The sequence below is a fragment of the Mesorhizobium sp. M1409 genome (genome assembly GCF_040317535.1).
In the GTDB taxonomy this organism is placed as follows: Bacteria; Pseudomonadota; Alphaproteobacteria; order Rhizobiales; family Rhizobiaceae; genus Mesorhizobium.
Map to the genome: position 1 here is coordinate 43778 of NZ_JAMYKV010000020.1, position 26493 is coordinate 70270.

Genomic DNA, 26493 nt, shown 5'->3' on the forward strand with positions numbered 1-26493 from the left:
CGGCCCTTGTTACACACTTGCCGGCTTCGTGTCCCGAATTGAATCGAACCGGCGCGTCACGACAACGTGCCAGTCGGACCGTTCGGTCGGAACCTGCAAGCGCGTATAGCTGCTGACGTTGCACGCCAGCTAAATGATCATGGTGGGCTGGCGACGCTAGGTATCAATGGCGGCAAATCGTCGAAACGGCATTTACCCATTAGAGCTCGGCCTGGCGGGCATTCTTCCGCAGCCAACACCCGTCCGCGCACCTCATTGCCCAGCGTCGCTATCATCGGGACAGCGGTTGCGGCGCTGTATTTCGGGCGCGAAGTGTTCCTGCGGATCGCCATTGCGCTGCTTTTGACCTTCGCGCTTGCGCCCGTGGTGTCGGCTTTGAAGCGCGTCGGCATTCCCCGCCTTCCCGCTGTCATCGTCAGTGTGCTCGGTGCTTTCGCGGCACTCGCTCTGTTCTCTTTCATTGCCGCATCGCAGGTTAGCGAACTGGCGCAGAACATCCCGGCCTACCAGACAAACATCCTGACGAAGATCTGGTCGCTCAAGGAAACGGAGCAGGAGAAGGGATCATTGCCAGATTGAGCCAGGTGATCGAGCGCGTCGCGCGATCGATCTGCAGGAAACGTCGCCGCCCGCCGCCGACACGCCAAACCTCGACGACAGCGCACACGAAGAAGCGGTCGAAGAGGATGAGCCGGCCGCCGCCGGGTACGGCAAGAGGGATGCGGGAAAAGAAACAGCCGGGGAGGGCAAGGAAGCCGAGGACGACAACGGGGTGCAGCCACATGCGGCCGGGGCTGAAGCGCCATGCCTGATCCAGCGCGCCGGCCATCAGCCGCTTGCCGAAGCCACGGCCGATCAAGGAGGGGAACAGGGCGCTGCTGTTGTACAATTCGACCATGCCGAGATACGCGCCGGCCTCGTCATGATGTAATAGAGATGCTGGCGCGGAACGGCAAAATGTGCCGCGATCTCGGCATCGGACATTGCGGAAACGCGATCCCACAGCCCAGGGCGCGCCGATCTCGAGGAAGATTGCCCGATGGGAAGCGCAGTCGGGCATTGTGATCCGGGTCAACGCCAGAGGTTGCGCGAGATCGGGCTGCGGAGCGCGCGCCTCCATTCACGTCACCGGATTGGCGAACTTGCCAAGCCACAGGCGCCGGTAGCCAATGGAAAGATCGGTGATTTCGGCTGGCATCGTGTCTTCGCTGATCAACGCATTCCTCGTCATGTCTTCCAGACAGCAGTATCGGCGTGCTGCATCCGATGCGAACTCCCAGCGGCATCGAACGGGTGCGTGGCCGATATGGCGTTGGGCTGGATTTCCTCGGCAAAATCTATCCTCGAGGAGCCGATCCAGAAGGTGGACGGTAACATGCGGGCGGCCAAGGAGCGCACGACGAGCTACATCGGCCGCTACAGCGCCAGGCTACATATCGGCGAGGCCTTCATTTCGGAAATCGATCTGCGCAAGTAAAGGAAATCCATCCCATCGCCGCGATTCCCCTCCTTATGCGGCACAGGTGCCGAGTATCGGGGTCATCGTTTTCACATGCTCATCAATCCGCTCGAGCACCTTCTCCGGAATAACGGCCCGTTCCGGAAGGCTCCACCAATGATCGTTGACGCGCTCGACGACCTTGATCACCGTCCTCAGCACGGCCGGCTCTGGCAGCCTTGCACGGTTGGCCAACGCCTTCCATCGAGGGGCAGCGAGCGCCTTGAAGGAGCGTTCGCCGCCGAGCGAGAGCGCCATCGAGTCGGCGGGATTATAGGGCACGGTCGACAGGACGTCATAAATTGGCGCAAGCTCTGGCTTGTCGCCCGTGCCCCGGTAGATCAGCGACCAGTTTTTGAGGTGCATGTCGCCGTTGCCGGTGATGACCGTCAGCGCCAGACGGCGCACGAATTCGAGCGCGGCCGTCGGCGAGACGGCCGCGCTCATGGCTGAGGCAATGTCATGATATGCGGCGCCCTCATATTTGCGCGAGGGATAGACACCGAAAACCTGCGCGAAATCCTCGATATGGACGCGCTCACGACCAGCGACGCGATCGAAGCGTTTGACGAGGAGAACCTTGCCGTCCGACAGCGTGTCGAACTCCTCGGGAATTCCCTCGAAATCGGATTTCTCGACAAGCTCGCGCTCGGGCACGTCCATGCCGATCGCCGCCGCCAGCGCTAGGTTGGCAAACTCATTTTCAGAGACGCCGGGGAACGCCGACGATGGAAATTTGGCGATGTACTGGCCTTGCTCGTCGCCCATAGGCAAGGTCAACCCACCTCCCTTGCCGGTGTTCTTCATCACAGAGAGTTTCATCTGTACGCCCGCGAGCGAGAACCGGGCTTTTGGCCTATCCTTTGAGGCATCCTCGGCAACCGCCGTCGTGGCATCGCTCGGCAAGACACGCACGGCGCCGGGAAGATCCGCACCCAGCGCGGCCAGCAGATCAAAATCGTTTCCTGCGCGCACATTGCCTGCGTGGTGTTTCTCCATCGCTTCGCGCAGTTTGTCTTCTGGAAGAAGGTTGGCGAAGAATGCAGGTAAGGCCCCGGCAAGAGGCTTTGGATCCTTCCGCAATCCTCCTGCCGCCGCGCGGAAAGAAAGGCTAAGGATGGGAAAGCCCCCGGTCGCTCGATAGGCGTCGTCGAAATTGAACGCATTGAAATCGCCTGGCGTCCTGACGATCGTTCCGACCTTCAGATCGTTCAGCAGCACGTCAAGGGAGGGGATGGCCTTGGGTGCTTTAAACATTCGGGGGACGATCATCCTCGTCGGGTTGGGAAACAAAGGCGGGGAGATCGTCGTCATGCGGCCGCAGCAAGGACTTGACGGCAGGAACCATGGACTGTGGGATCAGCATCATTTCCAGGCCTAGGGCGCGGGTGATGTTCATCAGGGTGGTCGCACGTGCCGCGGCTGCGCCCGTTTCGATGTCGCGATATCGGGGACGCGATATGCCGGCCATGTCGGCGACCTGCTCCTGCGTCAGCGACGCGGTAAGCCGCGCCTGCTTCAGCAGGTGACCTATTTCAAGCAGGGCCGCAGATTCCGATGGCATGGTGATACTTATGCGTTTCATTCCAGACTGGTTTGATACGCATAAGCATCTTTTCCTCCATTAATGTCAAGGAGTCTGATCTGTTTGAAGATCATTTGTGATATAAATGAACTGTTTGGGGATCGCGACGCAAGAAGTTGCACGCTGGTCATCCCTCAAAGAGCGGCAAATGGCCGGCGCGACTTTAGGCAACGCTGCTTCACTAGCAGCCGGGCCGGCCATCTGCAGTACGCTGGGCCGAGACCGCACACTGCCTGCGAGGGATCCGGCAAGCGCGCCGCTATTCGGTCTTTGCCGGCACTTCTTTCTTTATAGTTTGAGTGTCCGCAGCCTTCGACATATCGGCCTTCTCGACGCTCGCTGTTTTCTGCGTTTCGACCGATGCCTGTACCTTCTCGTGATATGGGCAATCGGCATGGGCAGCGGATACGGACAGGGTCAGCGCGGCGGCCATTGTGAGGAATGTTTTCATCGTCTTCTCCTCATTCGTTGAAGACGCATCGTAACCTGTCTGGTGCCGACCCGAAAATCACATTCCAACTCTAGGCCAAGGGGTACTTCAAGACCCGGTCGACTCCACGCCCCGCACCAACAAAGACGTCATCCCGCAGGTTTTCGGATTATTTTTAGGGCGCGGAACACTAATGAAGCGCACTGCGGAAGGCACTGGTTATCTCTGCGATGATTGACAACACACCGGCCGCGACTGCGATGAGGCGACGATCATCGCGCCGGGGATTGCGAGGATCGGACTATGAAAGACAATATTCGCCATTACATGGAGAGCGCTGTGACCCTGGACTACATCATCCCGACCGTCGACACAGCGAACGGGGATATGATCCTGGTGTTCAAGACCGAAGACGCCAATGGCGGGCGCTCATTCCGCATGTATCCCGAGAGGGTGCGCAGTTTCGTTCCCATTTCTCCCTGACGATCCGGTAGAAGGCGAACTGACTCCCTGAAATCATTCCGCACACGAAACGATCAAGCCACTGCCTCACGGTGACGGGCTTTTTCGTTGCCATCATCGGCCGGCGTCGAGTTCATCCCCGAGAATGGCGGCGGCGCTGGCGTGAGGCTGCGGAAAAGATAAGTCGCGCGTTATATTTTCTGCTGTGCGATGCAGAACCATAGGAGTACGATCGAGGTCGCATTGACGAATACTCGACTTGGCAACTATATGTCGGTAATGGGCATAACATTCGCTGTCTCGGTCGCGAACTTGTTTCTGATATTCAGCTTCGCTCACACAGCACCAGCTTCAGCAAAACTGGCGCTAGCCTTGTCAGTTTTTAAGATATCCTGTTTCGGCGCTCTCGCAGGAAGGTCAACTCTCCAGGAGATCAAGGCACTCAACCAAGACTATATCGAGGCGAAACTGGAAACCCACCACGCGAGGTACGCCGCCGAGGTCCCGACAGATTTGTTCGCCCCGTTGACGGTAGGTCTCCTCGTCTTGATTGGGTTGGTACAACTCTGGATGCTGTTTACTATTTGAGGCGACTGATCGGGTCGTAGAGCAGCGCCTGGCGGGCTCAGCAAGAAGATATTGGTAGCCGTTCGTCGTCATCCACCGAGCGCGGGCAGCCGTGACCGTTCATGGTGAAGATGCGGACCTTGCCGGCGTCAAAGACGATCTGCGATCGATAGCCGTCGAACTTGACCTCGTGAATCCATCCGCCCCCCTCGGAAGGTTCCTCTACGAGCGGCGGAGCGCCGCACGGAAAAAGGCCTGGTGGCCCGTGCCCTGCCTCCCCCGTCAGGGCGCTGCGGCATTGTCAGGTTCGCAAGGCGGCTGGCCTTTGAAGTCACGAGCAAGGCATCCATACTCGTCGAACGTCTGCCCGGTTTCCCTCGCAGCTTTGGCCATACCGCAGCCCGATATGGCCAGGCAGGAGAGCAGAGCAATCGCAGTTCTCTTAGCGAGCATCGATTCATGTCTGTCTCGGGGTAACTTAAAAGCAAGGATTCCCGTCCGGAAAAACGCGAGGCTGCATTGTGACTTCTCTGACATCTGACATTCCTCTGACAGCTTCGTCATAAGGCTTCGAACATCCTCCCGGCAGGGCTCCAGTCCCCTATTGGCCGGCGCTGCGGGACAGGAGAAATGGATCGGACGCGGTAGCCGCCTGAGCCTGGCGCGTGCGGGTGATGCCCCCATCTCCCGTCCGGACCGCACCGCGTCCTTAAAGCCCATTTAGCATGCCATTGAGGTGTGAGAGGGTAACATGCCAGTGAACGACGAGCGCAACCAACCCCTCCGCCGCTCGTTGACCCTGGTTGATCCCAGCACTCCAGGCCCTGCCGCCTTCCCACAGGCGGGCTTTTTTGATCTCAGCAAGATCCTCAAAGGCTCAGAGCAGCAGGTGAATTGCCAGAAGCTCGATGATCAGCAAAACGGCGCACACCGCGCCCCCAAGGGCATAGCCTCGCCAGTACTGGCGGATATCCTCATCGGTTTGGAATGCTTCTACCCAGAGCGCTTGAGGGGCGAGGCCAAGGCAAATGGGGACCGGCATCGTGGCGGGCACGACTGTATCACGCGCTAAGGCAGGTCGATCCGACATGCAGGCGGCCCTCTCGACCGCGAACAAGTCAGCATATTAGTTGTCTCTAACTAATGGCGCAATCGCCTTCGACTGTCCGACGTGCACAGGCACACATTCGCCGGTCTGTATGACATCTGCCTTGCTCTTACCAAAGGGCAGCGGGTCGTCGGCAATGATCTGGATGCGGACGACAAGAACATGGTCGTCATCACCGGCGCCAACCAGGGCGGCAAGTCAACGTTTCTGCGCGGGGTTGGCCTTGCGCAATTGATGATGCAATGCGGCATGTTCGTGCCGGCGGCCTTTTGCGGCAGTGTCTGTGATGGCGTCTTCACACACTACAAGCGCGGGGAGGATGCCACGATGAAGAGCGGCAAGCTGGACGAAGAATGAGCGAGATCGTGGATCATATGGCATCCGGCTCAATGGTCCTGTTCAACGAGTCGTTTGCCGCGACGAACGAAAGAGAGGGATCGCAGATCGTAACCCAAATCGTAAATGCGCTGACCGAGGAGGGATCACGGTCTTCTTCGTCACGCATCTGTACGAGTTTGCACATGATCTTCACGACACGAAACGGCCTGGCGTGAAATTCCTGCGTGCCGAAAGGCAGGCGGATGGCTCACGAACTTTCAAGTTGAGTGAGGCTGAGCCGTTGCAGACAAGCTACGGCGAAGATCTGTATCATAGGATATTCGAGGCCCCTTCGACCGGCTATGAATCCCACCAGTAGTAGCATGCATGCCGCAAGTCCAAGCACGCGGGGAGGCCGGGTCGTAGAGGCAGGACGATCTGAGGACCTTTTTGACAATCCGCAGAGTCCACGTCTTCGGCGCTTTTTGATGCTGTGCATGCCCGGCCACGTGCGTGATGATCTACAGTCCACGTTAATAGCGATAGGGACGAGGATAAACTAATCCGTCACTTTACACGCGGAAGATCGTTTGGAATGCGAACTTCGCAGGCGACCGCAGAATGAGCTCGGCTCTTCGCGGGTACCACTCTCCACAATGCGCCAAACGCGGCCGCTCTCGTAGGATAGCGAGTAGCCACCTGCGGTTATTCTCGGACGGGAGAAACCCGATCGCTGCCCCAACGAGATTGCCGCTCTCGCGGCTCTTCAAATGGCGCGCAGCCAAGCCTCCCAACGCGGGTCGTACATGACATCGCGTGCGCGCATATACTTCCAGACACCGTATTTCTGTAATCGAAATCCCACGTCTTGAGCTTGCGATTCACCACCGCCCAGGACGCCCATTTGACGTCGGCCAATGCGCGGTTGAGCATAACGCGGGCGACAATATCAGGTCTGATCGAGCCATAATATTGCTCGATCAGCTCAAGGATGAGTTTCTCTTCGTAGAACATTTCCGCAAACAGGACGCCGAGTTCGTAGGCGCGCTCATTGTTGGAAGCGAACTCGTAGTCGATCAGCTTCATCGGCAGCTGGTCCCCGGTGCCGCCGAGGCTGATCAGGAGTTTGCCGGGCATCGGGTCATTGAAGCAGGGAACGAGATCCAGGCCGGACGCCATGAATGCGGATCTGGCTTGCTCGTAGCGATGTTCGATCCACGGCATGGCAGGCGGAAAATGCGAGCCGAGCTGGCGGCCATGGTCGATGTGCTCATCGATCATGTCGAAGATGGTTTTAGTCAGCGACAGCGCCGGGCTCGCGTGAACACGGCGATAGATGTCGAGAACCGCGCTCTGGATCGCGGCGTTGGAGAAGTCCGCATTCGTACGGGCCCGATATCCCTGGAGGAATTCGCTGATCTCGACGCCGTCGACAGGGTCGAAGAACACGACCCGAGGGCCTACGCCAATGGCATGCGCGTTGCGTGCGGCCTGGTTGGCGACCACGCGGTCGACGAACATTTCCGATCCCGCGCCCGGGACCTTGACGAAATAGATTCGGCTGTCTCCGGCGACCTCGACGACCCAATTCTGGTTCATCAGGCCACCGACGAGTGCGCCATAGCGGATATCGCGGCCCTGCCATTGCGGCACCCGGCCGATGACCTGTTCCAGCGTGCGTTCGTGATCGTTGGCTGCCTGGCCAAGGGGCTTTCTGACGGACATCAGATCCTCCGCAGCGCTTGGCCGAAGCGCGGGTCGCGCAGGGCCATCCGGCAACGCAGGAATCGCCAGCTGGCGAATTTGTAGAATTCATGCGTATCGCGCGACGACTTCGCCGCAACCAGCGCCCCGATCAGGCCCCAACGCAAATCATCGGCGATTCCGTAGAGCCACGCCCGGTTGAAGGCTCTTTCGTCGAAGCCGCCGGTCATGCGCGAAAAGGCGTCGCGGGCTTCGGGCACCTCGTCGAAGGCCTCGACAAGAAAACTGCCGAGATCTTCCAGCGGATCGGCATTGGCCGCCCGGTCCCTTTGCCGAGCTCAGCCACCTGTTCGGCCGGCTCGACCCAGCGCACCCCACGACGAAGTCGGTCCTGAAAGTGGTTGCAGGCACGATTGAAGACATCCCAGTGCACCGGCTGCATGCACCCGACGCCACCGCCTGGGGACGCGCCGGCATGCTTGCCGGCCTGCTGTTCCGGCTGAGCCGTCTGCCGAAAGGGGAGGGGCATGAACGCCGCTTCCTCAACGATGCGCTGATCTTTCACCAGGCCGGTCTGCTGGGCGCGACGGTCCTGACCGGCAATGTTCGGGATTTCGATTACCTCAACCAGCTTGTTCCGTCGGTGCGTGTGATCTTCTACCGACCGGTGACAGACTTGCGCCCGCAGGGTTGAAAGCGTCTGTGGCAGATATGCCCGTGCACCGTGATCGTCCACCCTCTTTTAATGACCACCAGTCTTCAAAAAGGTCGCTGACACTCTCCTGCGACCGTTGAAACGCGGGCGACAACGGCCATTTCTAACGTAAGGACAAAAACGAGCGATAATGCCTCCGCGCGTTCGACTGGGGCACGTCGCATCGTGGCCTGCATCCTTCGCTAGGGGCTGCCTTCGCCAATTCCTGCCAGCCCTTGCAGCTGGGAACTGCATCATGCGGAAACCATCGGGGGGTGACCCCGCTGACTTTCATGACCTGTGATTCGCTCACGCACAGATGGCATCAGTCGAACAACCTTCGCCTGCCAGTGAACACTCAATGCCCAATCGATTGCACTGTTTGTCAAACAAGCGCTGGAAACATGGTGCTGTGCGTAGAAGCAATCCGCCTGCCCATCACCACTGGGGCAGGAAGTCCGATCGATCCGTAATCCGTTATTTCACCGGGCCGCGTGCTGCGCGAACGTCCGCCGGGCGAACGGAGCCCTTGGTCTCACCGAAGTGGGCCAGAACGAAATTCGCAAGCTGAGCAACCTCAACATCTGAAAGGATGGGAGCGAATGCCGGCATCGTTTCTCCTGTTCGACGCTCTTCGTTCGATGAGCCCTGCAGGATTACCCGCAGCAGATTGGCCCCCTTCGGATCGGCGAAACTATGGGCGCCGTCGATTGCCGCGCGCGGGTTAGATTTGCCCAGGGCATCCCACCCGTGACAGGCGGCACAGGCGCCGGCAAACAGTTTGCGCCCGGGATCATCGGATGTCGCGGAGATCTGATCGAGACCGGAATTCGTGCGAATATTTCTGTCCACGCTTAGTGAGAGACCGGTGGAAACGGCGGGCACTGTTCGCAAATATGCGACGATGGCCTCGATGTCGGTTTTCGGAAGCTTGCTCAAGCTGAGATCGACTGCCTCGCGCATAGAACCAGATGCTGATCCATGGCCATCAGAATGGCCACTGGCAAGATAGTCCGCAATCTCGCCGTCAGTCCACCAGCCGATGCCGGTCTGGTTGTCGCTTGTGATATTCCAAGCTTTCCAGCCGTCGACCTCGGCCCCGGACAGAGCTTTGCTTTGCACCCGCTGAAACATGAGGCCACGAGGGGTATGACACTCGCCGCAATGGGCGAGCGCCTCGACGAGATAAGCACCCGTGTTCCACTGCTGGTCGTGCGCGAGATCGGCCTTCATTGCGTCGTGCGGGACGAAAAGAATTTTCCAGGCTCGCATCAAGTAGCGCTGATTGAAGGGGAAGGCGAGTTCACTCGGTCGGGATGCAGCCGCCACGGGCTGAAGCGTACTGAGATAGGCTCGGATGGCTAGAACGTCGTCGTCGGAAAGAAGCGCATAGGACGCATAAGGAAACGCCGGATAGAGATCCTCGCCGTGTTTTCCAACTCCCGCCTTCACGGCACGGACAAATTCTGCGTCGCTCCAAGCGCCGATCCCTTCGACCGGATCAGGCGTGATATTCGATGAAAATATTTCTCCGAACGGAAGCGCAAATGCGACCCCTCCCGCGAATGGCTTGCCGCCTTTCGCCGTATGGCAAGCTGCACAGTCGGCGGCGACCGTCAGATACCGGCCACGTTCCACCAGTGTCGTACCGGTTGGCTGCCTGCTGCTGGCAGAGACCTCATTCAGACCGTGGGGCCAAAAGAAGAATGCCGCCGCGCCCGCGGCGCAGATCACGGCGACCACAGCCACCGAATAGATTGCTTTATGAAATCGCGTCACGGCCGATACCTTTTTGAATTCGACTGACTGAGCGAGCCCGGGTTACCGGGGCCTCGGCTTGCCGAACACGATGCGTCCCCATTTAGGGCACGATCTCGTAGCCAGTTGTTCCGGGGGTATATTGTAGGATTCAGGCCCGGGACCGCCGGTCGCTGCGAACTGGCTCCTTTGAAACCCACGCAGCGCTGGATGATACAATTCTTGGAGCCCGTCGTTGAGTATCCAAGCGCGAGGCGTGGTCCGTCCGTGCATGCGCTCCGCTGAGGGAGCTGTTGCCGACGATCCCCAAAGCGAGATGAAAAATCGATGAAAACCCTGATGGTCAACGATCGTCGTTACGAGGTGGACGTTCCCGATGACATGCCACTCCTCTGGGTCTTGCGGGATGTCATGGGGATGACCGGTACGAAATACGGCTGTGGTATCGCTCAGTGCGGGGCCTGCACTGTCCACCTCGACGGCGAGGCCGTTCGGTCTTGCCAGATTACGATGGCAATGATTTCCGATCAGAGGATTACCACCATTGAGGGCGTAGGTTCGACTGAAACCGGCAAGCGCGTGCAAGCCGCGTGGCTGGATAAAGAAGTCGTCCAATGCGGATACTGCCAGTCGGGCCAGATCATGTCGGCGGCGGCACTCCTGAATGTTCAACCACTTCCGTCAGATGAGGACATCGATGACGCGATGGCCGGCAACATCTGTCGATGCGCAACTTACATGCGAATTCGTGAAGCCATCCACCAAGCTGCATCAGTGTGAGGGTCCGATGATCGAAAACCTTGTTTCACGCCGCGGGTTCTTGAAGGGAACCGCGCTTGCGACCAGCGGCCTTCTCCTCTCGTTCGGGCTGCCCGGCGTTCTGCGCAGTCGTGCCGCGTTGGCCGAGAACACGGCGCCGAATTTCGCTCCGAATGCATTCATGCGGATCGACGGGGACGGGGTCACGCTCATCATGCCGCACACCGAAGTCGGGCAGGGCATCTATACTTCCAGCGCCATGTTGTTGGCCGAGGAGTTGGAACTCGAGCTGGATCAGGTGAAGGTTGAAGCAGCGCCTCCGGACCTGTCCAAATACATGGATCCGATCTTGCACGATCAGGCGACGGGTAGTTCGACATCCACTCGATCGGATTGGCTACGCCTGAGACAGGCCGGTGCTGCCGCTCGGCTTATGCTGGTTGCCGCAGCGGCCGCGCGCTGGGGGGTGGATGCCGCCACGTGTCGGGTCGAGAAGGGCATTATCCGGGATACTTCCTCCGACCGAGCGCTCTCCTATCTCGATGTCGCCACCGAGGCCGCGCTGCAGCAGGTCCCACAAGCGATACCTTTGAAGAAGCCCTCAGAGTTTCGACTGATCGGCACTCGAGCCAAGCGTCTCGACACGCCGGCCAAGGTCAACGGCTCTATGGTCTATGGAATAGACGTCCGCGTGCCGGACATGAAGCATGCCACGCTTGCACTCAGCCCCGTGAAGGGAGGTTCGATCGCCTCGATGGACCTCGCTGCCGCGCGAGCAGTTCCTGGCGTCATTGAGATCGTGACGTCGGCCGGTGAGGCGGTCGCTGTCATCGGCGAACATATGTGGGCTGCGAAACAGGGTCTGGAAGCTCTGCAGATCGAGTGGAACGCGGGAGTACATGGAACGGTCAGCACCGGTTCGATCATTGCGAAGATGAAGGCCGCCTCGCAGTATCAAGGGGTGGTGGTCCGCGACGATGCGAACGCTGTCGAAATGATAGAGGGCGCCGCGATCAAGTTGTCGGCGGTCTATCAGTCTCCATTCCTTTCACATTCCCCGCTCGAACCTCTGAACTGTACGCTCCATATTCGTGATGATGGCGCGGACCTTTGGGTGGGCACGCAAGTACCGGTTCGAGCCCAATTGGCCGTCGCCCATGCGACCGGCCTGGCTCCCCAGAATGTCACGGTGCCTAACCTGCTCATGGGTGGGGCGTTCGGCCGACGGCTTGATATCGACACGATTGAGGTCGCTGCGCGTCTGCTGAAGGACATCCGCTATCCCGTCAAGCTCGTTTGGACGCGCGAGCAGGATATGATGCACGACTACTACCGGCCCTATTACTATGACAGGGTCGCCGCGGGCCTGGACAAGCATGGGAAGATCGTCGGTAGGACGCATAGGGTCACGGGTTCGTCCATCTTCGCCCGATGGGCGCCGGCCGCTTTCAAGAACGGGATAGATCCTGACGCAGTAGATTGTGCCGCCGAAACGCCCTACGACGAGACTGCCGTCTTGGCGGATTACGTTCGCGACGAGCCCGATGGCATGAATACAAGCTGGTGGCGCGGCGTCGGGGCGACCCACAATCTCTTCGTGATAGAAAGCTTTGTCGATGAGATGGCCCACGCCGCAAAGCTTGATCCGCTCACTTTTCGCCGCCGGATGTTGACGAAAAATCCCCGCGCTTTGGCGGTCCTTGATCTTGCGGCCGAAAAGGCAGGTTGGGGCAAAAGCCTGGCGCCGGGGCGGGGGCGTGGAATCAGCCTACAGGTGGCGTTTGGCAGCTACCTCGCCCATATCCTTGAAATCGAGGTCAGCGCAGATAACACGATCCGGCTGCTTCGTTCCGTAATCGCTGTTGATTGCGGCATCACCATCAACCCCGATACTGTAAGAGCGCAGATGGAAGGGGGCGTCCTGTTCGGACTGAGTGCTGCGATGTTCAATCAGGTGACTGTCACGAATGGCGCAGTGGACCAGGCGAATTTCGACAGTTATCGCGTCCTGCGGATCAACGAGGTCCCTCGGATAGAGGTTTACCAAGTCGTAAGTGACGAAGAGCCTGGAGGCGTGGGTGAGGCAGGAACAGCCGCAGCGGCAGGCGCGCTGGGGAATGCCATCTTCTCGGCCACAGGTAGACGAATTCGCTCGCTTCCGCTAGCCTGCAACCTGATATAACTAAAAGCTGCCCAGCATCGTAACTGGGCGCTTCCGCATCCTTGCCGATCTCATCGTGTGAACACGGCCCGAAGTAAACTCCGGGGTGCGTCATGTGCCTGATCAAGGTGCGCGCGGAACTCCGGAAGTCGCGGATGCAGTATCTATAGAGGCTTCAACGCTCATGCCCGGTCCAAGGCGCTCCGCATTCGCCTGATCCGGGTCGATTGCGATCTTGACTGAAATCCGTTGTGGTATTTTGGTGAAGTTGCCAATCGCATTGTCTGTGCGCAAGACGGAAAACTCCGAGCCGGCGGCAGGCGATACCTCCTCAACCGTTCCCCGAAAACGCGCGCCGGCAAGCGCGTCGACAGTGAACAAGGCTTTTTGACCGGGTAGGATAGCCGCAGTCTGTCCTTCCTTGAAATTGGCGATCACCCAACGGACGGAGGGAACAAGGAAAAGTAACTGGCTGCCGTTCGTCACGTACTGTCCTCGTCGGGCGCCTACGTCGCTCAGCCGGCCTGCTTCCGGGGCAGTTACAACCGTGTACCCGAGATTAATTTCGGCCATCTGCAGCTGCGCACGCGCGCTTTCGACACTTGCCTCCAAGGCCTTTTCATTGATTTCAGCGGCAGCTTTGGTCTGCACTGCACTCTCGCGGCCCGCCTGCGCTTCCTGAAGCCCTGCTGCTGCTGTATCTTTAGCCGCACGTGCAGTGTCTTCGCTGCTGATCGAGCCTGAACCCTGCACTGCCAGGTAGGCCGCTCGACGAAAGTCCGCATTGGACTTAGCCAACTGAGCCTTGGCGCTAGCAATCTTTGCGTCGGCGGTCACGATATCGGCCACCCGCTGCGCGATGGTCTGCCGATTGCTTGCGAGGTTCGCAAGAGAAAGATCCAGATTGGCCTGTGCTTCTGCGACTTGGGATTTGTAGATGCGATCGTCGATCCGAAGCAGTTCTTCGCCCGCGGCGACGTTCTGATAGTCGCGTGCGGTGATCCGGTTGATGTAGCCGCTCACTTGCGGGCTGATTACGGTCGTGTGGCCGCGGATATAGGCATCGTCGGTCTTCACGATTGCCGTCGCGAAGGGTGGCAATTGCCAAGCCGCGAGAATAGCCGTCACCCCGCCAGCGACGAGCAATAGCGCGATCAGGTAGGACGGGAAACTCGTGGCCGCCGGGCGCCAAGAGCTCGGAACCGCGCCGGCCGGAGTTTGCAAAGGGCCGCCCGGAATGCCTTCGGTTGCAAGGGAAGGAGGTGTGCTCATGAGAGATTTCTCCGGGCTTGTTTGAAGACCGCGATCAGGACCACGCTGAGAAGCATGAGAAATCCAAGGGTCGCGACCAAAGAAATGGCCAGATAGACGTCGTTGTAGGCCGCCATTCGAGCGTTCAGGAGAATCTGCTGTGATAGTGCCTGGACACCTTCCGCGGCTCGTAGCGTGGGATCAGCAAGGACTGCCGAGTATTGTGAAGCGAGCGTTGAGGCGGTTCTCATCACCGTCGGGTCAGACCTCTCGACCTGTGCCGCAAAGTTCGCGAGATGATATTGCTGAGCGTGAAACAGGTAACTCTGCAAAAGAGAATTGCAGATCAGGGTTCCGACCGATTGAGTAATGCCGAAAACCGCGATGAAGCTTGTAAGCCCCACACCCCTCCTGATGAGCACCTGCCCGAGACCGAAAATGAAAACCGGGCCAAAAAACATGGTGGTCGCCACACCCATCATCGCCTGAGATACCATCAGCTGCTGCCCCCTTGTTTGAAGGCTCGAGGATGAATCGAGAAATGCGGCGGTCGCAGCGAATGCCAGCGAGATCAGGACGAGAAGGGGGAGGCGTGTCGGGGAGGCGAGGGCAGCGCTCGTTAGAAGACCAACGCCTGCACCGGCCAAAATGACCAGCGTTAGCGGTCTGAAGTCGTCGTTGGTGAGACCGAAGTCTCGCAGCATCGAGATTACACCGACCGCTTGTTCCGATTGAGCGAGCCGGCAAATAACGGCGATCATAGCCCAACGCACGAACGTGCCCGCGCTTAGCCATCGCACATCGATCAGCGGGCGCGCCCGGTGATACTCGATGGCAGCCACCAGCGCCAAGCACGGTAAGGCCGCCGCCAGGCACCAACCGATCCAGGATACGTTCGTCCACCATAGATAGCTCCCGACACCCATCGCCGCCCCGAAAAGTCCGATACCCGCCGCGTAGAGGCCGAAGGTCAGGGCGTCGAGCAGTTCAAATACCCGGGCCCTGATGGTTGGCGGGAGGCGGACGATCATCACGAGACCCAGGCTGACAAGGGAAAGTCCGAGCTCGAACAGATACAGTCCGCTCCAGCTATCAAATGCCAGGAAGTCCTTCGGAATAATCCACGCGATAGGCAGGGCGAGCTGAGGGGTGCCTAGTCCAAGCGTGACGGCCATCAGCCGACGTGTCGCGGACATCGCCTGGATCATGTAGAAGACACCGAGCGTGCTCATCGCTGAAGCACATATTCCGCTAGCCGCTCGCACAAGGATCGCGCTGGCCAGACTGCTGACGAGAAGGTGCGCGGTGATCAGGACGGCTTGCAAGGTAAGGAAAATCAGACAAAACGATCGTATACCAAACTGTTGGCGATATTTGACGAGAATGCAGCCGGTGATAGCATTCGTCACCAGGTAAACTGCGGGCAGCCAGGCGATCTCGCTGGTATTAAGTTCCAGCGCGCCTTGCAGGTAAGGCAGGTTCGCCGACACGAGGCCGTTGCCCAATGCGCCTGTCATTCCCGTGATCAGTGAGGTGATCCCGTAGATTGCGCGTCTATGCGGCGGATGAACAGGCGTCCCCGGAGATCCGGGGACCGGAGGGCGTTCGCTTTCCGCATACTCGAACGGCTCATCGTCTTCGAAGAAATGCCTGCGTCTTTCACTCACCGGATTTCGGGTGCTCAACCACCCTATCCAGCCGCCCACCGTCGACAGCACGAGCACACCCTTTCCTTGGATCCATGCCTAGCACCAAGTTGGTCACCAAGCTTGACGAAAGGATAGCCATGACCGAGACGGACGATTGCACAATCGTGCCCTTTCGTTCTGCGGCTAGCTCCGAGGCCGAAACTTCGGTTGTGGCATCATGATGAGACAAGCACGCCGCATCATTGTGTTCGAAGCATTCGGACGCCGGTATGAGGCCCTGCTGGACAATCGTGACTATGTCTAGAGCGCGACCCTGGGCTGCGTGAATTCGAGCAGTGTCGCCTCCCCCTGGAAAATATCGCCGTATGAGACCCCACCGAGGCTGCCACTGCATTGATACCCTCGGTGCGACGAGACCTGTCCAATTCGGTTTTTAAAAGGTGATTATCTGACCGTTTCAGACAAATTTGGACCTCATGGGGATCGAACCCGATCGGATCCACCAATTCGCTCGACAAGGAACGCCTTACGTTTCGGATTGTCCGGTCGATGTCCGCCGGACACAATTGTCGGCTCTCAGCTCGCCTGTCAGAAAAGGATCTCTTATGCGCTCTTCCTCAGCAATCGCTGCAACTCTTGCCGCGGCATCCCTTCTGGTTTTTCGACCGGCGTTCGCCGCCGAACATGTTGAGGTTCGGAGCCTGGATTGCGACGTTTCCGCAGGGATCGGCGTCATCGTCGGCTCACAACAGGATATCGCCTGTGTTTTTAAGCCGTCGGCTTCCGGCGCGTCAAAGTCCTATATCGGTAAGATTACCCGAGTTCGGCATTGATGTGGGCGAAATAAAGGCCGCCAAACTGGCTTGGCTGGTCTTTGCCCCTGCCAATCGAAATGAGAGCGCCTTGTCTGACACCTATGCTGGCGTTAGCGCGGATGCTGCGACCGGGCGTGGCCTCGGGGCCAAGGTTCTTGTTGGGGGCGAGCATGGCACGATTTCGCTGCAGCCGATTTCCCTCGAAGAGGATCAAGGTTTCAATATTGCAGTGGGCATCACGTCTCTGACGGTTGGGCAGCCGACTGATCATTCCGGTTGGCTCGGAACGTGTCTCAGGCGCGATCGATCATCGGGCAAACTTTGGGCGCTTGGCGCCGGTGCGCAAGTCCGCCCGTTGACCCGACTGCCTCCCCGATCATGCCATTACGCTGCCCCTCGGACCCAAGTGTTGAATAAATCCGACGAGGAAGAGGCCATGACTACGATTACCCCAACCGAAGCCTTGGCGAGAGCTTTGAAGCGGGCAAGGGCCGAGAGACGACGGCACTTCGCGGTTGCCGCAATCTGCGGGGTCGCGGCAATGACAGGAATGGCAACGCTTCTCTTGGTTCCACCGCCATCGCTTGGGACCTTGGCAGGCCTCGTGTTGGTAGCGGGGTGGCTCCAATTCATCGAAGCCGCAACAAGCCGCGACACCGGATCTCGTTGAATCGCATCGTTCCGCCGAGAAGGTGAAACAGGATGACTGATTTCCATTTCCCGTCAATGAGACCGATTGCTGCCTCAGCCGAGCAACCGGGACTGCAGTCGAACCGACAGTATCGAGCCTTACCTTTTGCGGTATCTTTTTTGGCACTACGTGCAAATTTCGTGCGTATTGCACCCTTTCTCAGCATGGCGCCAACTCATGCGTACATCAATCAGCAACGGAGTAGTACAATGAAAGCCATCGGATACAAGCAAGCCGGAACCCTGGACAGGGATGAAGCTCTGGTCGATATCGATGTTCCTCGCCCGGCGCCGTCCGGCCGAGACATTCTCGTCGAAATTGCCGCGATCTCGGTCAATCCTGTGGACGCCAAGATTCGCAAGGGTGTTTCCCCCGAAGCCGGGCAGTGGAAAATTCTGGGCTGGGACGCTGTCGGAAAAGTGGTCGAAGTCGGGTCTGACGCCAAGCAGTTCAAAATTGGCGACGAGGTCTTCTATGCGGGCTCGCTCATTCGTCCTGGCGCAAATAGCCAGTACCATCTCGTCGATGAACGGATCGTAGGGGGAAAACCTGCATCGGCCTCGAATGCCGAAGCGGCCGCGCTTCCGCTTACGGCGATCACAGCCTGGGAAATGCTGTTTGATCGTCTTGATATCCGCAAGCCCGTACCGGGCGCTGCGAACGCGATCGTGATCATTGGCGGCGCCGGCGGCGTCGGTTCGATCGCCATCCAGTTGGCGAGGGCGCTCACCAATGTGACCGTGATCGCAACCGCCTCGCGTCCTGAGACGCAAGCATGGGTCAAGGAACTGGGCGCCCATCATGTCGTGGATCACAGCAAACCAATCGCCGCTCAGGTTGCCGAGCTGGGTATTGGGTCACCTGCCTTCGTCTTCTCGACCACTGAGACGGATTATCACCTGAAGGAGATCATCGAGCTCATCGCCCCGCAAGGCCGGTTCGGACTGATCGACGATCCCAACAGTCTGGACATCGTTCCTTTCAAGCGGAAAGCTGTCTCGACGCATTGGGAGTTGATGTTTACGCGCTCGATCTACCAGACGGCAGACATGGACGAGCAGGGGAAGCTGTTGAACGAGGTTGCCGCACTGATCGACGCAGGCAAGATTCGAACGACGATTACGGAGACGCTTGCCCCCATCAACGCGGCCAATCTCAAGAAGGCACACGCTACGATCGAAAGCGGCAAGGCAAAGGGAAAGATCGTTCTCGAACATTTCTAAGCATTTGTTGAAAGGACCCGGTCAATCAGGGCCGGGCTCCTGACCGATCGGAGCCTGCTCCAGTTTTGGGGACCAAACTCTCCGGCTCACGGTCTAGCCACCTCGCAATTCGAGTGATTCCAGCCTTTCCAACTTTTGGTCGCGAATGGGCGACCGTTACAACAGGATCTTCCTATGCCGAAATTTAAACAGATCTCCCCCGTCATCCTCTCGCTCGACGTCGCTCGCTCCATCACCGAGCGTGCGATCGAAAAGATTGCTGACGTCGGGGTCCCCTACACAATCACCGTGTTGGATGGCGCCGGCAACCTCGTGCTCGCAACCCGGATGGACGGCGCTGCGCTGGCATCTATCGATACCTCAGCGTCCAAGGCGCTGACGGCAGTATTTTTTGGCGTATCCACGAAAGACCTTTGCCTCGCAGTCTCGAGCGGGCACCCCTTGGCGACGATCGAAACCTCCATTCCGAGAAAGCTCGCTTTTGTGGCTGGCGGCGTACCGATCCGCGATCCCAAACGGGTGGTGATTGGAGCTGTTGGCGCAGGCGGTGCATCCCCGAACGAGGATCATCTCGTAGCGGAATACGCGGTGGCCTCTTATTCGGTCGGGTGAAGCAGTGACGTCTAGATTCTTGAAGAAGCCGGAACTCATCCAGGGTTTCCGCCATATTGGCCATTACGATCAAGGTGGTCGGCCTGACGCGATGCAGATCACATAGACCAGCGCCTTTACGTTGGCATTGCCGTTGGCGGCCTCGGTGATGACAGGCCCGCCACAGGAATGCCCACCAGAACGACCGGCCCGGGGATCGACCGGAGAATGGCCGCGACCGCCGAGGCATCGCTGGCGACGCCGCGGAGCGGCTTGGCTGCGGCCTTGGCTACATAGCCGTCCCTGTTGAGTTTGATGATGACTTCATCCCAGCTCGACGACTCGGCGAAGGCGCCGTGCACCAGCACGACCGTCGGCTTGGCCTCTGGGCCGACCGGCTGCGCCATCGCGGTGCTCGATACGGCAAGTGCCGCTGCGAGCGCCAGCATCCTAGTAATGTTCGGCATTTGCTTTCTCCTTTTGCGGCCTTTCATGACCGATGCGCAGAAGAATGCGCCGACCCGGCGCGTCGACCTATTATGCGGAATGGTCAGTCAGACGATGCCAAGGTCCAGGGTAGGTCATCGCTGAGATCGGGTGACCGGTGGCATGCTGCGGCGGATGGCCGGAAGCGCTGGAATGGTGCCGGGGCCGCGGCCAATAAAGATCCACGCAAGCGGCTGCTTCCAAATACCAATTCGCCCGACGAATGTTCAGCGCAGCGGCAAGGCTGCCTCCCGTCAACAACATTGTCCCTGCCCTTCGGCTTGCATCGCCCAATGCCAACGTATGGGTCACACAGCCGGATCGTCCAATCGTCTCGGGGGAGCGAGGCTTTATAGCTGGATGGGTGAAGACCACCAAGATAACGATGGAGTTACTAAAATGAAAATGACAGCTCTTGCTGCCGCCGCTCTTGTTGTTACAGCAGGAAGCGCAATTGCCGGAAGCGACCACTATGGGTCCAACGAGGCCCAGCAGCCTGCAACTGCGTCTGACAACACGTATACCTCCTCGACCAAAAGAATGAACAACGATACCGGCATGCCGAAAACCGTACGCAAGCCTGTTTCCAACGACGAATATGGCCAAGGCATCTGGGGTCACTGATCCTGACCGACACAAAATTAAAGGGCCGGGGCGAGACCTCGGTCCTTCGGCGGTATCTGAGTTGCTTCCTTGAGAGGTGAACCAACTTCTCTTGCCAGCCGATTCCTCTAAAATAGGTGCCGCGCATTGGGAAAGGTCGGCTGCCAGCGGCAATCGACGAGCCTCGTGTTCCACCCGACGTGATCCACGTGCAGATGCGTGTGGAGGACGTAGTCAACCTCATCGGGGGCAACGCCGAATTTCGTGAGGCGCGAGAGATAAGGCGTGTTTAGATGGTTGAAATACGGTGCGTGCGGACAGATAAACCGGCAGCCTAGCTTCCACGACGGCAATGACCTGCGGGAAAAACCCTACAAGCTTTTTCGCATCAACATCGACGGCGGCCCTGTCGTTTTGAAAAAGCCAAAGGGGGAGCGATTTCCTGCACGGCGACCGACGTGTTCCGCGGCATGAAGCGTTGTGAAAGCGTATAGGAATGCAGGGTCGGCGGCGTTTGCGAGCGGAACGAAGCCAAGGATGGACGTGTTGTTGATGATCGTCGCTCGCGCCTGCTTCTTCAGGTGTTCGATGAGGGCAGAGGTCAAGCGGATCGGACCGAGCAGGTTCGTCATGATGACCTTCTCAGTCATCTTCTCGTCGATCTCGCTGCCGGCGTCGTCGAATGGCATGATTTCAGCGTTGTTGATCAATACATTCTGTGAGGGAAACTGAAGGATCAGCTGTTCCGTGACAGCCCGGATGCCGTGCGAGTTTCCCACATCAAGCTGCATCGTCTGGATTCCTGGGTTTGCCGCGGCGACCTCTTCGAGCAGCGCCCGTCGACGCCCGGCGATAACGACTTCGTTGCCAAGTTCGTGGAATGCTTCCGCCAAACCGCGTCCGATGCCCGACGCGCCAGCAGTAATCAAGATCGTGTTGTCCGTAAGTTTCACTGCCTTCTCCTTCGCTATTACATGAGGCCAGGGATCGGGAGGTATCCTGCTTGCAGGATCCCCCCGCGCGCTGGAGCCGCACACGATGGCTCCCGTTGACGCCGCGACGCGGCGGTCTGGACCTATCGCCCGATCGGCCGAAGGGGCAAAAGTTTCCCGGTGAACAGGAGCCGAAGAGAGAAGAGCGCCAATGCAAGCAATGCGAACGTAACCGCCGCGAGCGCCGGCATGGCCAAATACTCCAACAAGCCACGATCGCCCCGACAGACCATCCGGATGATGTCCGTCGCAAGGGCCGTGAGCCCGAACGAGAACGCCCAGTAAGAAGCATTGAGCGGTTGCTTAAGGACCCAGGGGAAAATCCTGATCATCAAAATGAGCTGCAGGAGCGCGTAACCCACCATTGCGTGAGCCAGCATGTCGGGTGTCCCGTCCGTCACACCGAGATAAGCGGCCGCACCGACAGCGGGAGGAGCGAGTTGGACCCCTATCGTCGGTCGAAGCGGCTCGGCCAACTCCGTCGTTGTCAACAGACGGTTCAACAGGACCGATTCGATTGCAAGCCATGAGAAGAATGCGGCGCCGAACGCGAGCTTTGCGAGATCGAGGTATCCCAAAGGTGCGCCCACTATCGCGACCACGTAGAAACCCGCGACGGAGGGCAGATATAGGACGGCGGTTGTCGTCGTCGCGTCGCGGCCGCCGTGCCACAGGGCGCCAGTCCTCCAAACTGAAAATCCTGCCGTCCAGATTGCGCCGGCCCAATAGAGAACATTTGCAGTTATGTCGGAATAGCGGGCGAGCACCAACCCCACCAGCATGGTCGAAACACCGATCAGACCGACGAAGCAACATTGCACGGGATGCCCAAGCTCCTGTTTGGCCTCGGCGGGAAACAGAACCCATTTGGTAGCAAAAAGCGCGATAAGCGCTACCCAGATGGCCGTCGCGACGAGGCCAATGACGTCTCCGATCGTCGATTGGAAATGCCAGAGTTCGCTGGCTGCTCGCCAAGCGTTGGCAAGACCGGCGGTTCCCAGCACGATCCCAAACATCGAAGCGGGAATTGCGGGCCCTAGGTGCGATTTCGTCGAATTCGTCGGTTCGATATTTTCAGAAGAAAGGGCGATCATCACAGCCTCCATTGTTCGATGTGAACTGGTAGCCAAATGACAAGGTCGATATTGTAAGATCCAGATGTTCGGATAACGACTTTCAGGATCATGAGCTCTTTCGACAAAACAAGTAGCTCCTCGATCGGTTTTGATCAGGTCTCGCGCGATCTGAAAACGCGATTGCACTTGAATCTATCTTCGAGGTCAGTACACGCACATTATCTATCATGTCGGAGCACACGATGGCGGCTATGCCTATCGCCTGGGGGGCATGCGGTCCGAGCCTTTCTCCCGACGATGATGCCGCTCTCTCGCTGCACCCGACGCGGCCAGGCGCCGGCAGTTGGGTTGTCGTGACACCCGGATCTCCTACCAATCGGCAGACGGAAAGTGCGCGACGAGCTCTCAAGCGGCGGCACGGGTGCGCAAGTGGTGAATGATTGAGCCACGCCTGGAAGAAGCTCAATCGTACAATCCGAAAGCGTGAGGCCTCTTCAGGATATAACCGTCGGGCCGCTTCAGGTCCCCCTTACTGAACCCCCGACCAGACGAAGGCGTCTCCGCCCCGCCTTCGGTCCAAGGCCGCGTCACGTCGGCCTTCAAGCGCGACCCTCGTCTCTCCTCCCAGCCTCGACGAGGGTCGCCCCTTTTTCAAACCGTGCCCAGATCGAAACCTTTCAGCGAAGCGGCCGTTGGAAAATCGACCTCGAATAATGCCCCGCCGCCTTCATGATTACGAACAGTCAGGGAACCTCCATGCGCTTCGGCAATGGTCTTGCAGATCGCAAGGCCCATACCCATTCCTTCGGCTTTGGTGGTGAAGAATGGGTTGAAGAGCTTTGAAAGGTTGTCCTCGCTAATACCGGTTCCATTGTCTTGGACCGAGATCTTGATGGTGTCACCTGCTGCGGTCGCAACTGAAATTTTGATTTCTCGCCGGATCGGATCTGTTGCGTGCATCGCATGCAGCCCGTTGGTAATCAGGTTGGCGAGCAGCTGCTGGATCTCGACACGATCCGCCGTTATGAACATGTCGTCCGAAGCTAAATCAACCGAAAGCCTTGCGGACATGGAACCAAGTTCCCGTTCCAGCAGGCCAGCGACATCACCTAGGACTTCCTTGATGTCGCAAATCTCCGGCTGTCGCTTCTGGCCTTTCAGCTGCTCCCGGGTCCGCTGGATAATCTGGCTGGCGCGCAAGGAATGTTGTACCACCCGCTCGGCCGCCGTCGAAGCTGCGGCGATGTCTGGCGGCGTCGCCTGAAGCCAGCGAATGCATGCCTGGGCAAACATGACGACCGCTCCGATCGGCTGGTTAACCTCATGAGCGATCGAGGCAGATATCGCCCCAACTGCTGCGGCCCGCCCGGCTCTGGCGAGCTCTCCTTGCGCGGCGTTCAAGGCCTCCTTGGCTTGCTCCCGCAAGGTTACATCGATCATGGCGCATGCCACGCGGTCGAACGCCTGCTGGTCATCCGGGAAGGCAAGGATGAAGAGTACGATGACCTCTCGTCCGTCGGCTCTGATGAGGCGGACCTCCCGTTCTAATCTTTCCGCGCCCGCATCGGCGGCGAATATCAGGTGGGGCAACAGATCACTTCCCGGTGGAAGGAAGCGGCTGATAGGCTCGAGTATGGCTTGGCGCGATCCACATCCGAGCAGCTCCACAGTCGCATCATTGACGTCGGTGAATCGGATCAATTTCGCGCAATCGGTGAAAAATCCCGAATACCTTTCTGCAAAAGCCGGGAGATCCATGACGCCTTTGTTTCTGATGCTTTCAAGGTACGCTCGCAGGTCGGCAAAATCCAGTTCGCACAGCGATACATGGGTCTGTTCGAAGATCGACCGATAGCGGCGTTCGCTGCGTTCCAGCGCGCTGACTGCTCGCCTGCGGGCGCTCGCGTCGAAGCCGATAAGGCTAAGTCCCCCCGTGATTGCAAGATAAAAGCCGACAGAGACGAGGCCGCTGCTATCGGCAAGTGCTTGCGCCACGATCGGAGAGAACGCTCCACCAATAATGCCCCCGATGTTGAATGCGAGGGACGTCCCTGAATATCGGATGCGCGCGGGAAATAAGCTCGGCAGCCAGGCCCCCAGTGGTCCGTTGACGAAGCCCATTACGGTGAGCGAAAACGCGAGATAGAAAAAAATAACCCACAATGAACCACCACCGAGCATGGGAGCGAGAAGCATGCTCGATGTAATGGTGCCGATGCAGCCAACGATAAGGATTCGTTCCGGATCAAAACGATCCGATAGCCAGCACGCCCCGACAATGGACGCGGCCATGAAAAAGATTGCCCCCAGTTCAATGATCAGAAGGTCAGAGCGGTCGATCCCGAGATTTGCTGTCCCATAACCCAGTGCGAACGCAGTGATCACGTAATACAGGGAGAAGCAGGCCACGACGCCGAGCGAGCCGATGACAACCTGCGTGAAATGGTCCTTGAGCACTTCAATGATTGGAACGCGGGCGGGCTTCGCTTCGGCGATCGCGGCTGCGAATTCGGGCGTTTCGACGAGATTGAAACGAACCCAAAGCCCGATCCCGACCAATGGCGCGCTTGCGAGAAAGGGTACACGCCAACCCCAGTCGAGAAACTGCTCGGGCGTGAGCAGCAGCGTTAGAGCGAGGAATAACCCATTTGCAAGGACGAAGCCGATCGGGGCGCCCAGCGGAGCAAACATGGCAAAACGCGCTTTCCAGCCAGGAGGGGCGTTCTCCAAAGCCAGCAGAACCGCTCCTGTCCATTCCCCACCCAGTGCCAATCCCTGCCCGAAGCGGAGGACGCACAGAAGCGCGGGGGCCAGCCAGCCAGCTACCGCATAGGTTGGCAAAAGGCCGATCGCTGCTGTCGACGCGCCCATCAGCGACAAGGCCGCAACCAACGTTGCCTTGCGTCCAATTCGATCGCCGAAGTGACCAAAAACCGCCCCTCCCATTGGCCGGGCTAGGAAGGCTATCCCGAAACTTGCATATGCACCTAGGAGTTCGGCCGCAGGAACGGTGGCGGGGAAGAACAGCGGGCCGAATACAAGGCTCGCTGCCGTCGCATAGATGTAGAAGTCATAGAACTCGACCGATGTGCCGATCAGACTGGATAGAAGGACGCGGAACGTCATGGGCCCGTTCAAAGCGCCGGGGCGGGTGTCACTCTTTGCTCTGATGATGTCTGAAGGCATTGCGACGGATCGTTATCTTTACTGCTTTGCGGGAATTTTCCGCGGACTTTCCTGTAGCCGAGGAGGGCCGCCAGCTTGGCCCGGGTGTTGATAGCCCCGTTTTCATTTGGGAATTTGTACGATCCGGCACTGGCGTGCCGGGGCATTATTGGCATCAATGTAGGAAAGGGTTAGCGCTCGCGCTGATCGAGCTCGCCGGTGCACTACCGCGTGGGGATTTGATGCAGAAGGTAATGGCGGAACGCATGGCAGCTGCCGCAAAAGATACGCCACTGGTGGTCATCGTCGATGACGACGATGGGATGCGCGAAAGCGTGGCGGAGATCCTGCGCTCGGTAGGCACTGAAACCATAGGCTTCGGGTCGACCGCAGATCTTTTGGCCTCGTCGTTGCCAGATCGCCCGGGCTGCATGGTTCTAGACGTTCGGTTACCGGGGTCTAGCGGGCTGGAGCTGCAGGCAAAGCTCGCTGCTATGGGTAACAGGATGCCCATCATCTTCATGACCGGCTACGGCGATGTGCCGATGACGGTGAGGGCGATGAAGGCAGGCGCCCTCGATTTCCTCATGAAACCATTTCGCGATCAGGAAATCCTCGATGCGGTCTCGCTGGCAATAGATCAGGACCGCACCAGGCGGGCGGAATCCTCCGCATCAGCTGAAATCGCGGAACTGGCGGCCGGACTCACCCCCCGGGAGCATGAGGTGATGGACGCGGTCGTTGCCGGACTGTTCAACAAGCAGATCGCGCACCAGCTGGGTATCACCGAAATCACCGTGAAAATTCACCGCAGCAGGGTCATGCGGAAAATGAAGTCCATCTCCGTGGCAGATCTGGTGCGCAAGGCAGAGCACCTCAAGGCTGCGGTCTGACCATCGAGTAACGC

24 protein-coding genes and 5 pseudogenes are annotated in these 26493 nt (G+C 58.7%); 14 read left to right on the top strand and 15 right to left on the bottom strand.

Features of this window, described 5'->3' with window-relative positions; translation table 11 throughout:
* Window positions 1–66: 66 nt before the first annotated feature.
* A complete protein-coding gene (locus tag NKG99_RS17250) occupies window positions 67–579 on the top strand; it encodes an AI-2E family transporter (RefSeq protein WP_352869787.1) in 513 nt (170 codons plus the stop codon).
* Here NKG99_RS17250 and NKG99_RS17255 read toward each other — a convergent pair.
* Complete coding sequence (locus NKG99_RS17255) at window positions 539–1120, bottom strand: hypothetical protein (protein WP_352869789.1); 582 nt, start codon at window positions 1118–1120, stop codon at window positions 539–541. The genes NKG99_RS17250 and NKG99_RS17255 overlap by 41 nt on opposite strands.
* A 177-nt stretch (window positions 1121–1297) precedes the next feature.
* Here NKG99_RS17255 and NKG99_RS17260 point away from each other — a divergent pair, with 177 nt between their 5' ends.
* Complete coding sequence (locus NKG99_RS17260; protein ID WP_352869791.1) at window positions 1298–1477, top strand: hypothetical protein; 180 nt, start codon at window positions 1298–1300, stop codon at window positions 1475–1477.
* A 33-nt stretch (window positions 1478–1510) separates the two neighbouring features.
* Here NKG99_RS17260 and NKG99_RS17265 read toward each other — a convergent pair whose 3' ends face one another.
* From NKG99_RS17265 to NKG99_RS17275, 3 genes are all read right to left on the bottom strand, one after another.
* On the bottom strand, window positions 1511–2755 hold the full coding sequence (locus NKG99_RS17265) for a type II toxin-antitoxin system HipA family toxin (RefSeq protein WP_352869793.1): 1245 nt from the start codon (window positions 2753–2755) through the stop codon (window positions 1511–1513).
* Window positions 2748–3083: a helix-turn-helix domain-containing protein gene (locus NKG99_RS17270; protein ID WP_502911005.1), complete on the bottom strand. Its 336-nt coding sequence runs from the start codon at window positions 3081–3083 to the stop codon at window positions 2748–2750. The genes NKG99_RS17265 and NKG99_RS17270 overlap by 8 nt, the downstream gene beginning before the upstream one ends.
* Before the next feature lie 259 nt (window positions 3084–3342).
* Window positions 3343–3534: a hypothetical protein gene (locus NKG99_RS17275; protein ID WP_352869795.1), complete on the bottom strand. Its 192-nt coding sequence runs from the start codon at window positions 3532–3534 to the stop codon at window positions 3343–3345.
* A 282-nt stretch (window positions 3535–3816) separates the two neighbouring features.
* Here NKG99_RS17275 and NKG99_RS17280 point away from each other — a divergent pair, with 282 nt between their 5' ends.
* From NKG99_RS17280 to NKG99_RS17295, 4 genes are all read left to right on the top strand, one after another.
* Complete coding sequence (locus NKG99_RS17280; RefSeq protein WP_352869797.1) at window positions 3817–3996, top strand: hypothetical protein; 180 nt, start codon at window positions 3817–3819, stop codon at window positions 3994–3996.
* A 1303-nt stretch (window positions 3997–5299) separates the two neighbouring features.
* Entirely contained in the window at window positions 5300–5614 is a 315-nt protein-coding gene (locus NKG99_RS17285; protein WP_352869798.1) for a hypothetical protein, read from the top strand.
* Window positions 5615–5812: 198 nt separating this feature from the next.
* On the top strand, window positions 5813–6007 hold the full coding sequence (locus tag NKG99_RS17290) for a MutS-related protein (RefSeq protein ID WP_352869800.1): 195 nt from the start codon (window positions 5813–5815) through the stop codon (window positions 6005–6007).
* Entirely contained in the window at window positions 6004–6204 is a 201-nt protein-coding gene (locus NKG99_RS17295; protein ID WP_352869802.1) for a P-loop NTPase family protein, read from the top strand. Before NKG99_RS17290 ends, NKG99_RS17295 begins: the two co-directional genes overlap by 4 nt.
* Window positions 6205–6673: 469 nt before the next feature.
* On the opposite strand, the gene NKG99_RS17300 is transcribed toward NKG99_RS17295, so the two are convergent.
* Together NKG99_RS17300 and NKG99_RS17305 are read right to left on the bottom strand one after the other, a co-directional pair.
* A complete protein-coding gene (locus NKG99_RS17300) occupies window positions 6674–7693 on the bottom strand; it encodes a choline/ethanolamine kinase family protein (protein WP_352869804.1) in 1020 nt (339 codons plus the stop codon).
* Window positions 7693–7902, bottom strand: coding sequence for a hypothetical protein (locus NKG99_RS17305; protein ID WP_352869806.1), 210 nt, complete (start codon window positions 7900–7902; stop codon window positions 7693–7695). The genes NKG99_RS17300 and NKG99_RS17305 overlap by 1 nt, the downstream gene beginning before the upstream one ends.
* A 101-nt stretch (window positions 7903–8003) precedes the next feature.
* Between NKG99_RS17305 and NKG99_RS17310 the strand changes: the two are divergent.
* Window positions 8004–8366 (top strand): annotated as a pseudogene (locus NKG99_RS17310) (type II toxin-antitoxin system VapC family toxin); the annotation flags it as partial.
* A gap of 477 nt (window positions 8367–8843) precedes the next feature.
* On the opposite strand, the gene NKG99_RS17315 reads toward NKG99_RS17310, so the two are convergent.
* The gene (locus NKG99_RS17315; protein WP_352869808.1) at window positions 8844–10145 is read right to left on the bottom strand and encodes a cytochrome c; all 1302 of its coding nucleotides are present in this window, start codon (window positions 10143–10145) and stop codon (window positions 8844–8846) included.
* Between the two features lie 306 nt (window positions 10146–10451).
* Here NKG99_RS17315 and NKG99_RS17320 point away from each other — a divergent pair, with 306 nt between their 5' ends.
* Window positions 10452–10904, top strand: a complete 453-nt coding sequence (locus tag NKG99_RS17320) for a (2Fe-2S)-binding protein (RefSeq protein WP_352869810.1) — start codon at window positions 10452–10454, stop codon at window positions 10902–10904.
* A 7-nt stretch (window positions 10905–10911) separates the two neighbouring features.
* Entirely contained in the window at window positions 10912–13065 is a 2154-nt protein-coding gene (locus NKG99_RS17325) for a xanthine dehydrogenase family protein molybdopterin-binding subunit (RefSeq protein WP_352869812.1), read from the top strand.
* 102 nt (window positions 13066–13167) lie between these two features.
* Here the strand turns inward: NKG99_RS17325 and NKG99_RS17330 are convergent, their stop codons facing one another.
* The gene (locus tag NKG99_RS17330; protein ID WP_352869814.1) at window positions 13168–14316 is read right to left on the bottom strand and encodes an HlyD family secretion protein; all 1149 of its coding nucleotides are present in this window, start codon (window positions 14314–14316) and stop codon (window positions 13168–13170) included.
* Window positions 14313–16019, bottom strand: a complete 1707-nt coding sequence (locus NKG99_RS17335; RefSeq protein ID WP_352869815.1) for a hypothetical protein — start codon at window positions 16017–16019, stop codon at window positions 14313–14315. Before NKG99_RS17335 ends, NKG99_RS17330 begins: the two co-directional genes overlap by 4 nt.
* Window positions 16020–16549: 530 nt before the next feature.
* On the opposite strand from NKG99_RS17335, the pseudogene NKG99_RS17345 reads away from it, so the two are divergent.
* A pseudogene (locus NKG99_RS17345) lies at window positions 16550–17429 on the top strand (DUF992 domain-containing protein).
* On the opposite strand, the pseudogene NKG99_RS17350 reads toward NKG99_RS17345, so the two are convergent.
* Window positions 17416–17598 (bottom strand): annotated as a pseudogene (locus tag NKG99_RS17350) (winged helix-turn-helix transcriptional regulator); the annotation flags it as partial. The pseudogenes NKG99_RS17345 and NKG99_RS17350 overlap by 14 nt on opposite strands.
* 61 nt (window positions 17599–17659) lie before the next feature.
* On the opposite strand from NKG99_RS17350, the gene NKG99_RS17355 reads away from it, so the two are divergent.
* A complete protein-coding gene (locus tag NKG99_RS17355) occupies window positions 17660–18673 on the top strand; it encodes a zinc-binding alcohol dehydrogenase family protein (protein ID WP_352869819.1) in 1014 nt (337 codons plus the stop codon).
* A 174-nt stretch (window positions 18674–18847) separates the two neighbouring features.
* Entirely contained in the window at window positions 18848–19285 is a 438-nt protein-coding gene (locus tag NKG99_RS17360; protein ID WP_352869820.1) for a GlcG/HbpS family heme-binding protein, read from the top strand.
* A gap of 87 nt (window positions 19286–19372) precedes the next feature.
* On the opposite strand, the pseudogene NKG99_RS17365 reads toward NKG99_RS17360, so the two are convergent.
* Window positions 19373–19731: pseudogene (locus NKG99_RS17365) on the bottom strand (alpha/beta fold hydrolase); the annotation flags it as partial.
* A gap of 418 nt (window positions 19732–20149) precedes the next feature.
* Between NKG99_RS17365 and NKG99_RS17370 the strand changes: the two are divergent.
* Window positions 20150–20374: a DUF680 domain-containing protein gene (locus NKG99_RS17370; RefSeq protein WP_352869821.1), complete on the top strand. Its 225-nt coding sequence runs from the start codon at window positions 20150–20152 to the stop codon at window positions 20372–20374.
* Window positions 20375–20487: 113 nt separating this feature from the next.
* Here NKG99_RS17370 and NKG99_RS17375 read toward each other — a convergent pair.
* The 4 genes and pseudogenes from NKG99_RS17375 to NKG99_RS17390 form a co-directional block, all read right to left on the bottom strand.
* A pseudogene (locus NKG99_RS17375) lies at window positions 20488–20670 on the bottom strand (MBL fold metallo-hydrolase); the annotation flags it as partial.
* A 54-nt stretch (window positions 20671–20724) separates the two neighbouring features.
* On the bottom strand, window positions 20725–21306 hold the full coding sequence (locus NKG99_RS17380; RefSeq protein WP_352869823.1) for an SDR family NAD(P)-dependent oxidoreductase: 582 nt from the start codon (window positions 21304–21306) through the stop codon (window positions 20725–20727).
* A 122-nt stretch (window positions 21307–21428) separates the two neighbouring features.
* On the bottom strand, window positions 21429–22439 hold the full coding sequence (tehA, locus tag NKG99_RS17385; protein WP_352869824.1) for a dicarboxylate transporter/tellurite-resistance protein TehA: 1011 nt from the start codon (window positions 22437–22439) through the stop codon (window positions 21429–21431).
* 633 nt (window positions 22440–23072) lie between these two features.
* On the bottom strand, window positions 23073–25547 hold the full coding sequence (locus tag NKG99_RS17390; protein WP_352869826.1) for an MFS transporter: 2475 nt from the start codon (window positions 25545–25547) through the stop codon (window positions 23073–23075).
* A gap of 293 nt (window positions 25548–25840) precedes the next feature.
* On the opposite strand from NKG99_RS17390, the gene NKG99_RS17395 reads away from it, so the two are divergent.
* Entirely contained in the window at window positions 25841–26479 is a 639-nt protein-coding gene (locus NKG99_RS17395; protein ID WP_352869873.1) for a response regulator transcription factor, read from the top strand.
* Window positions 26480–26493 lie beyond the last annotated feature (14 nt).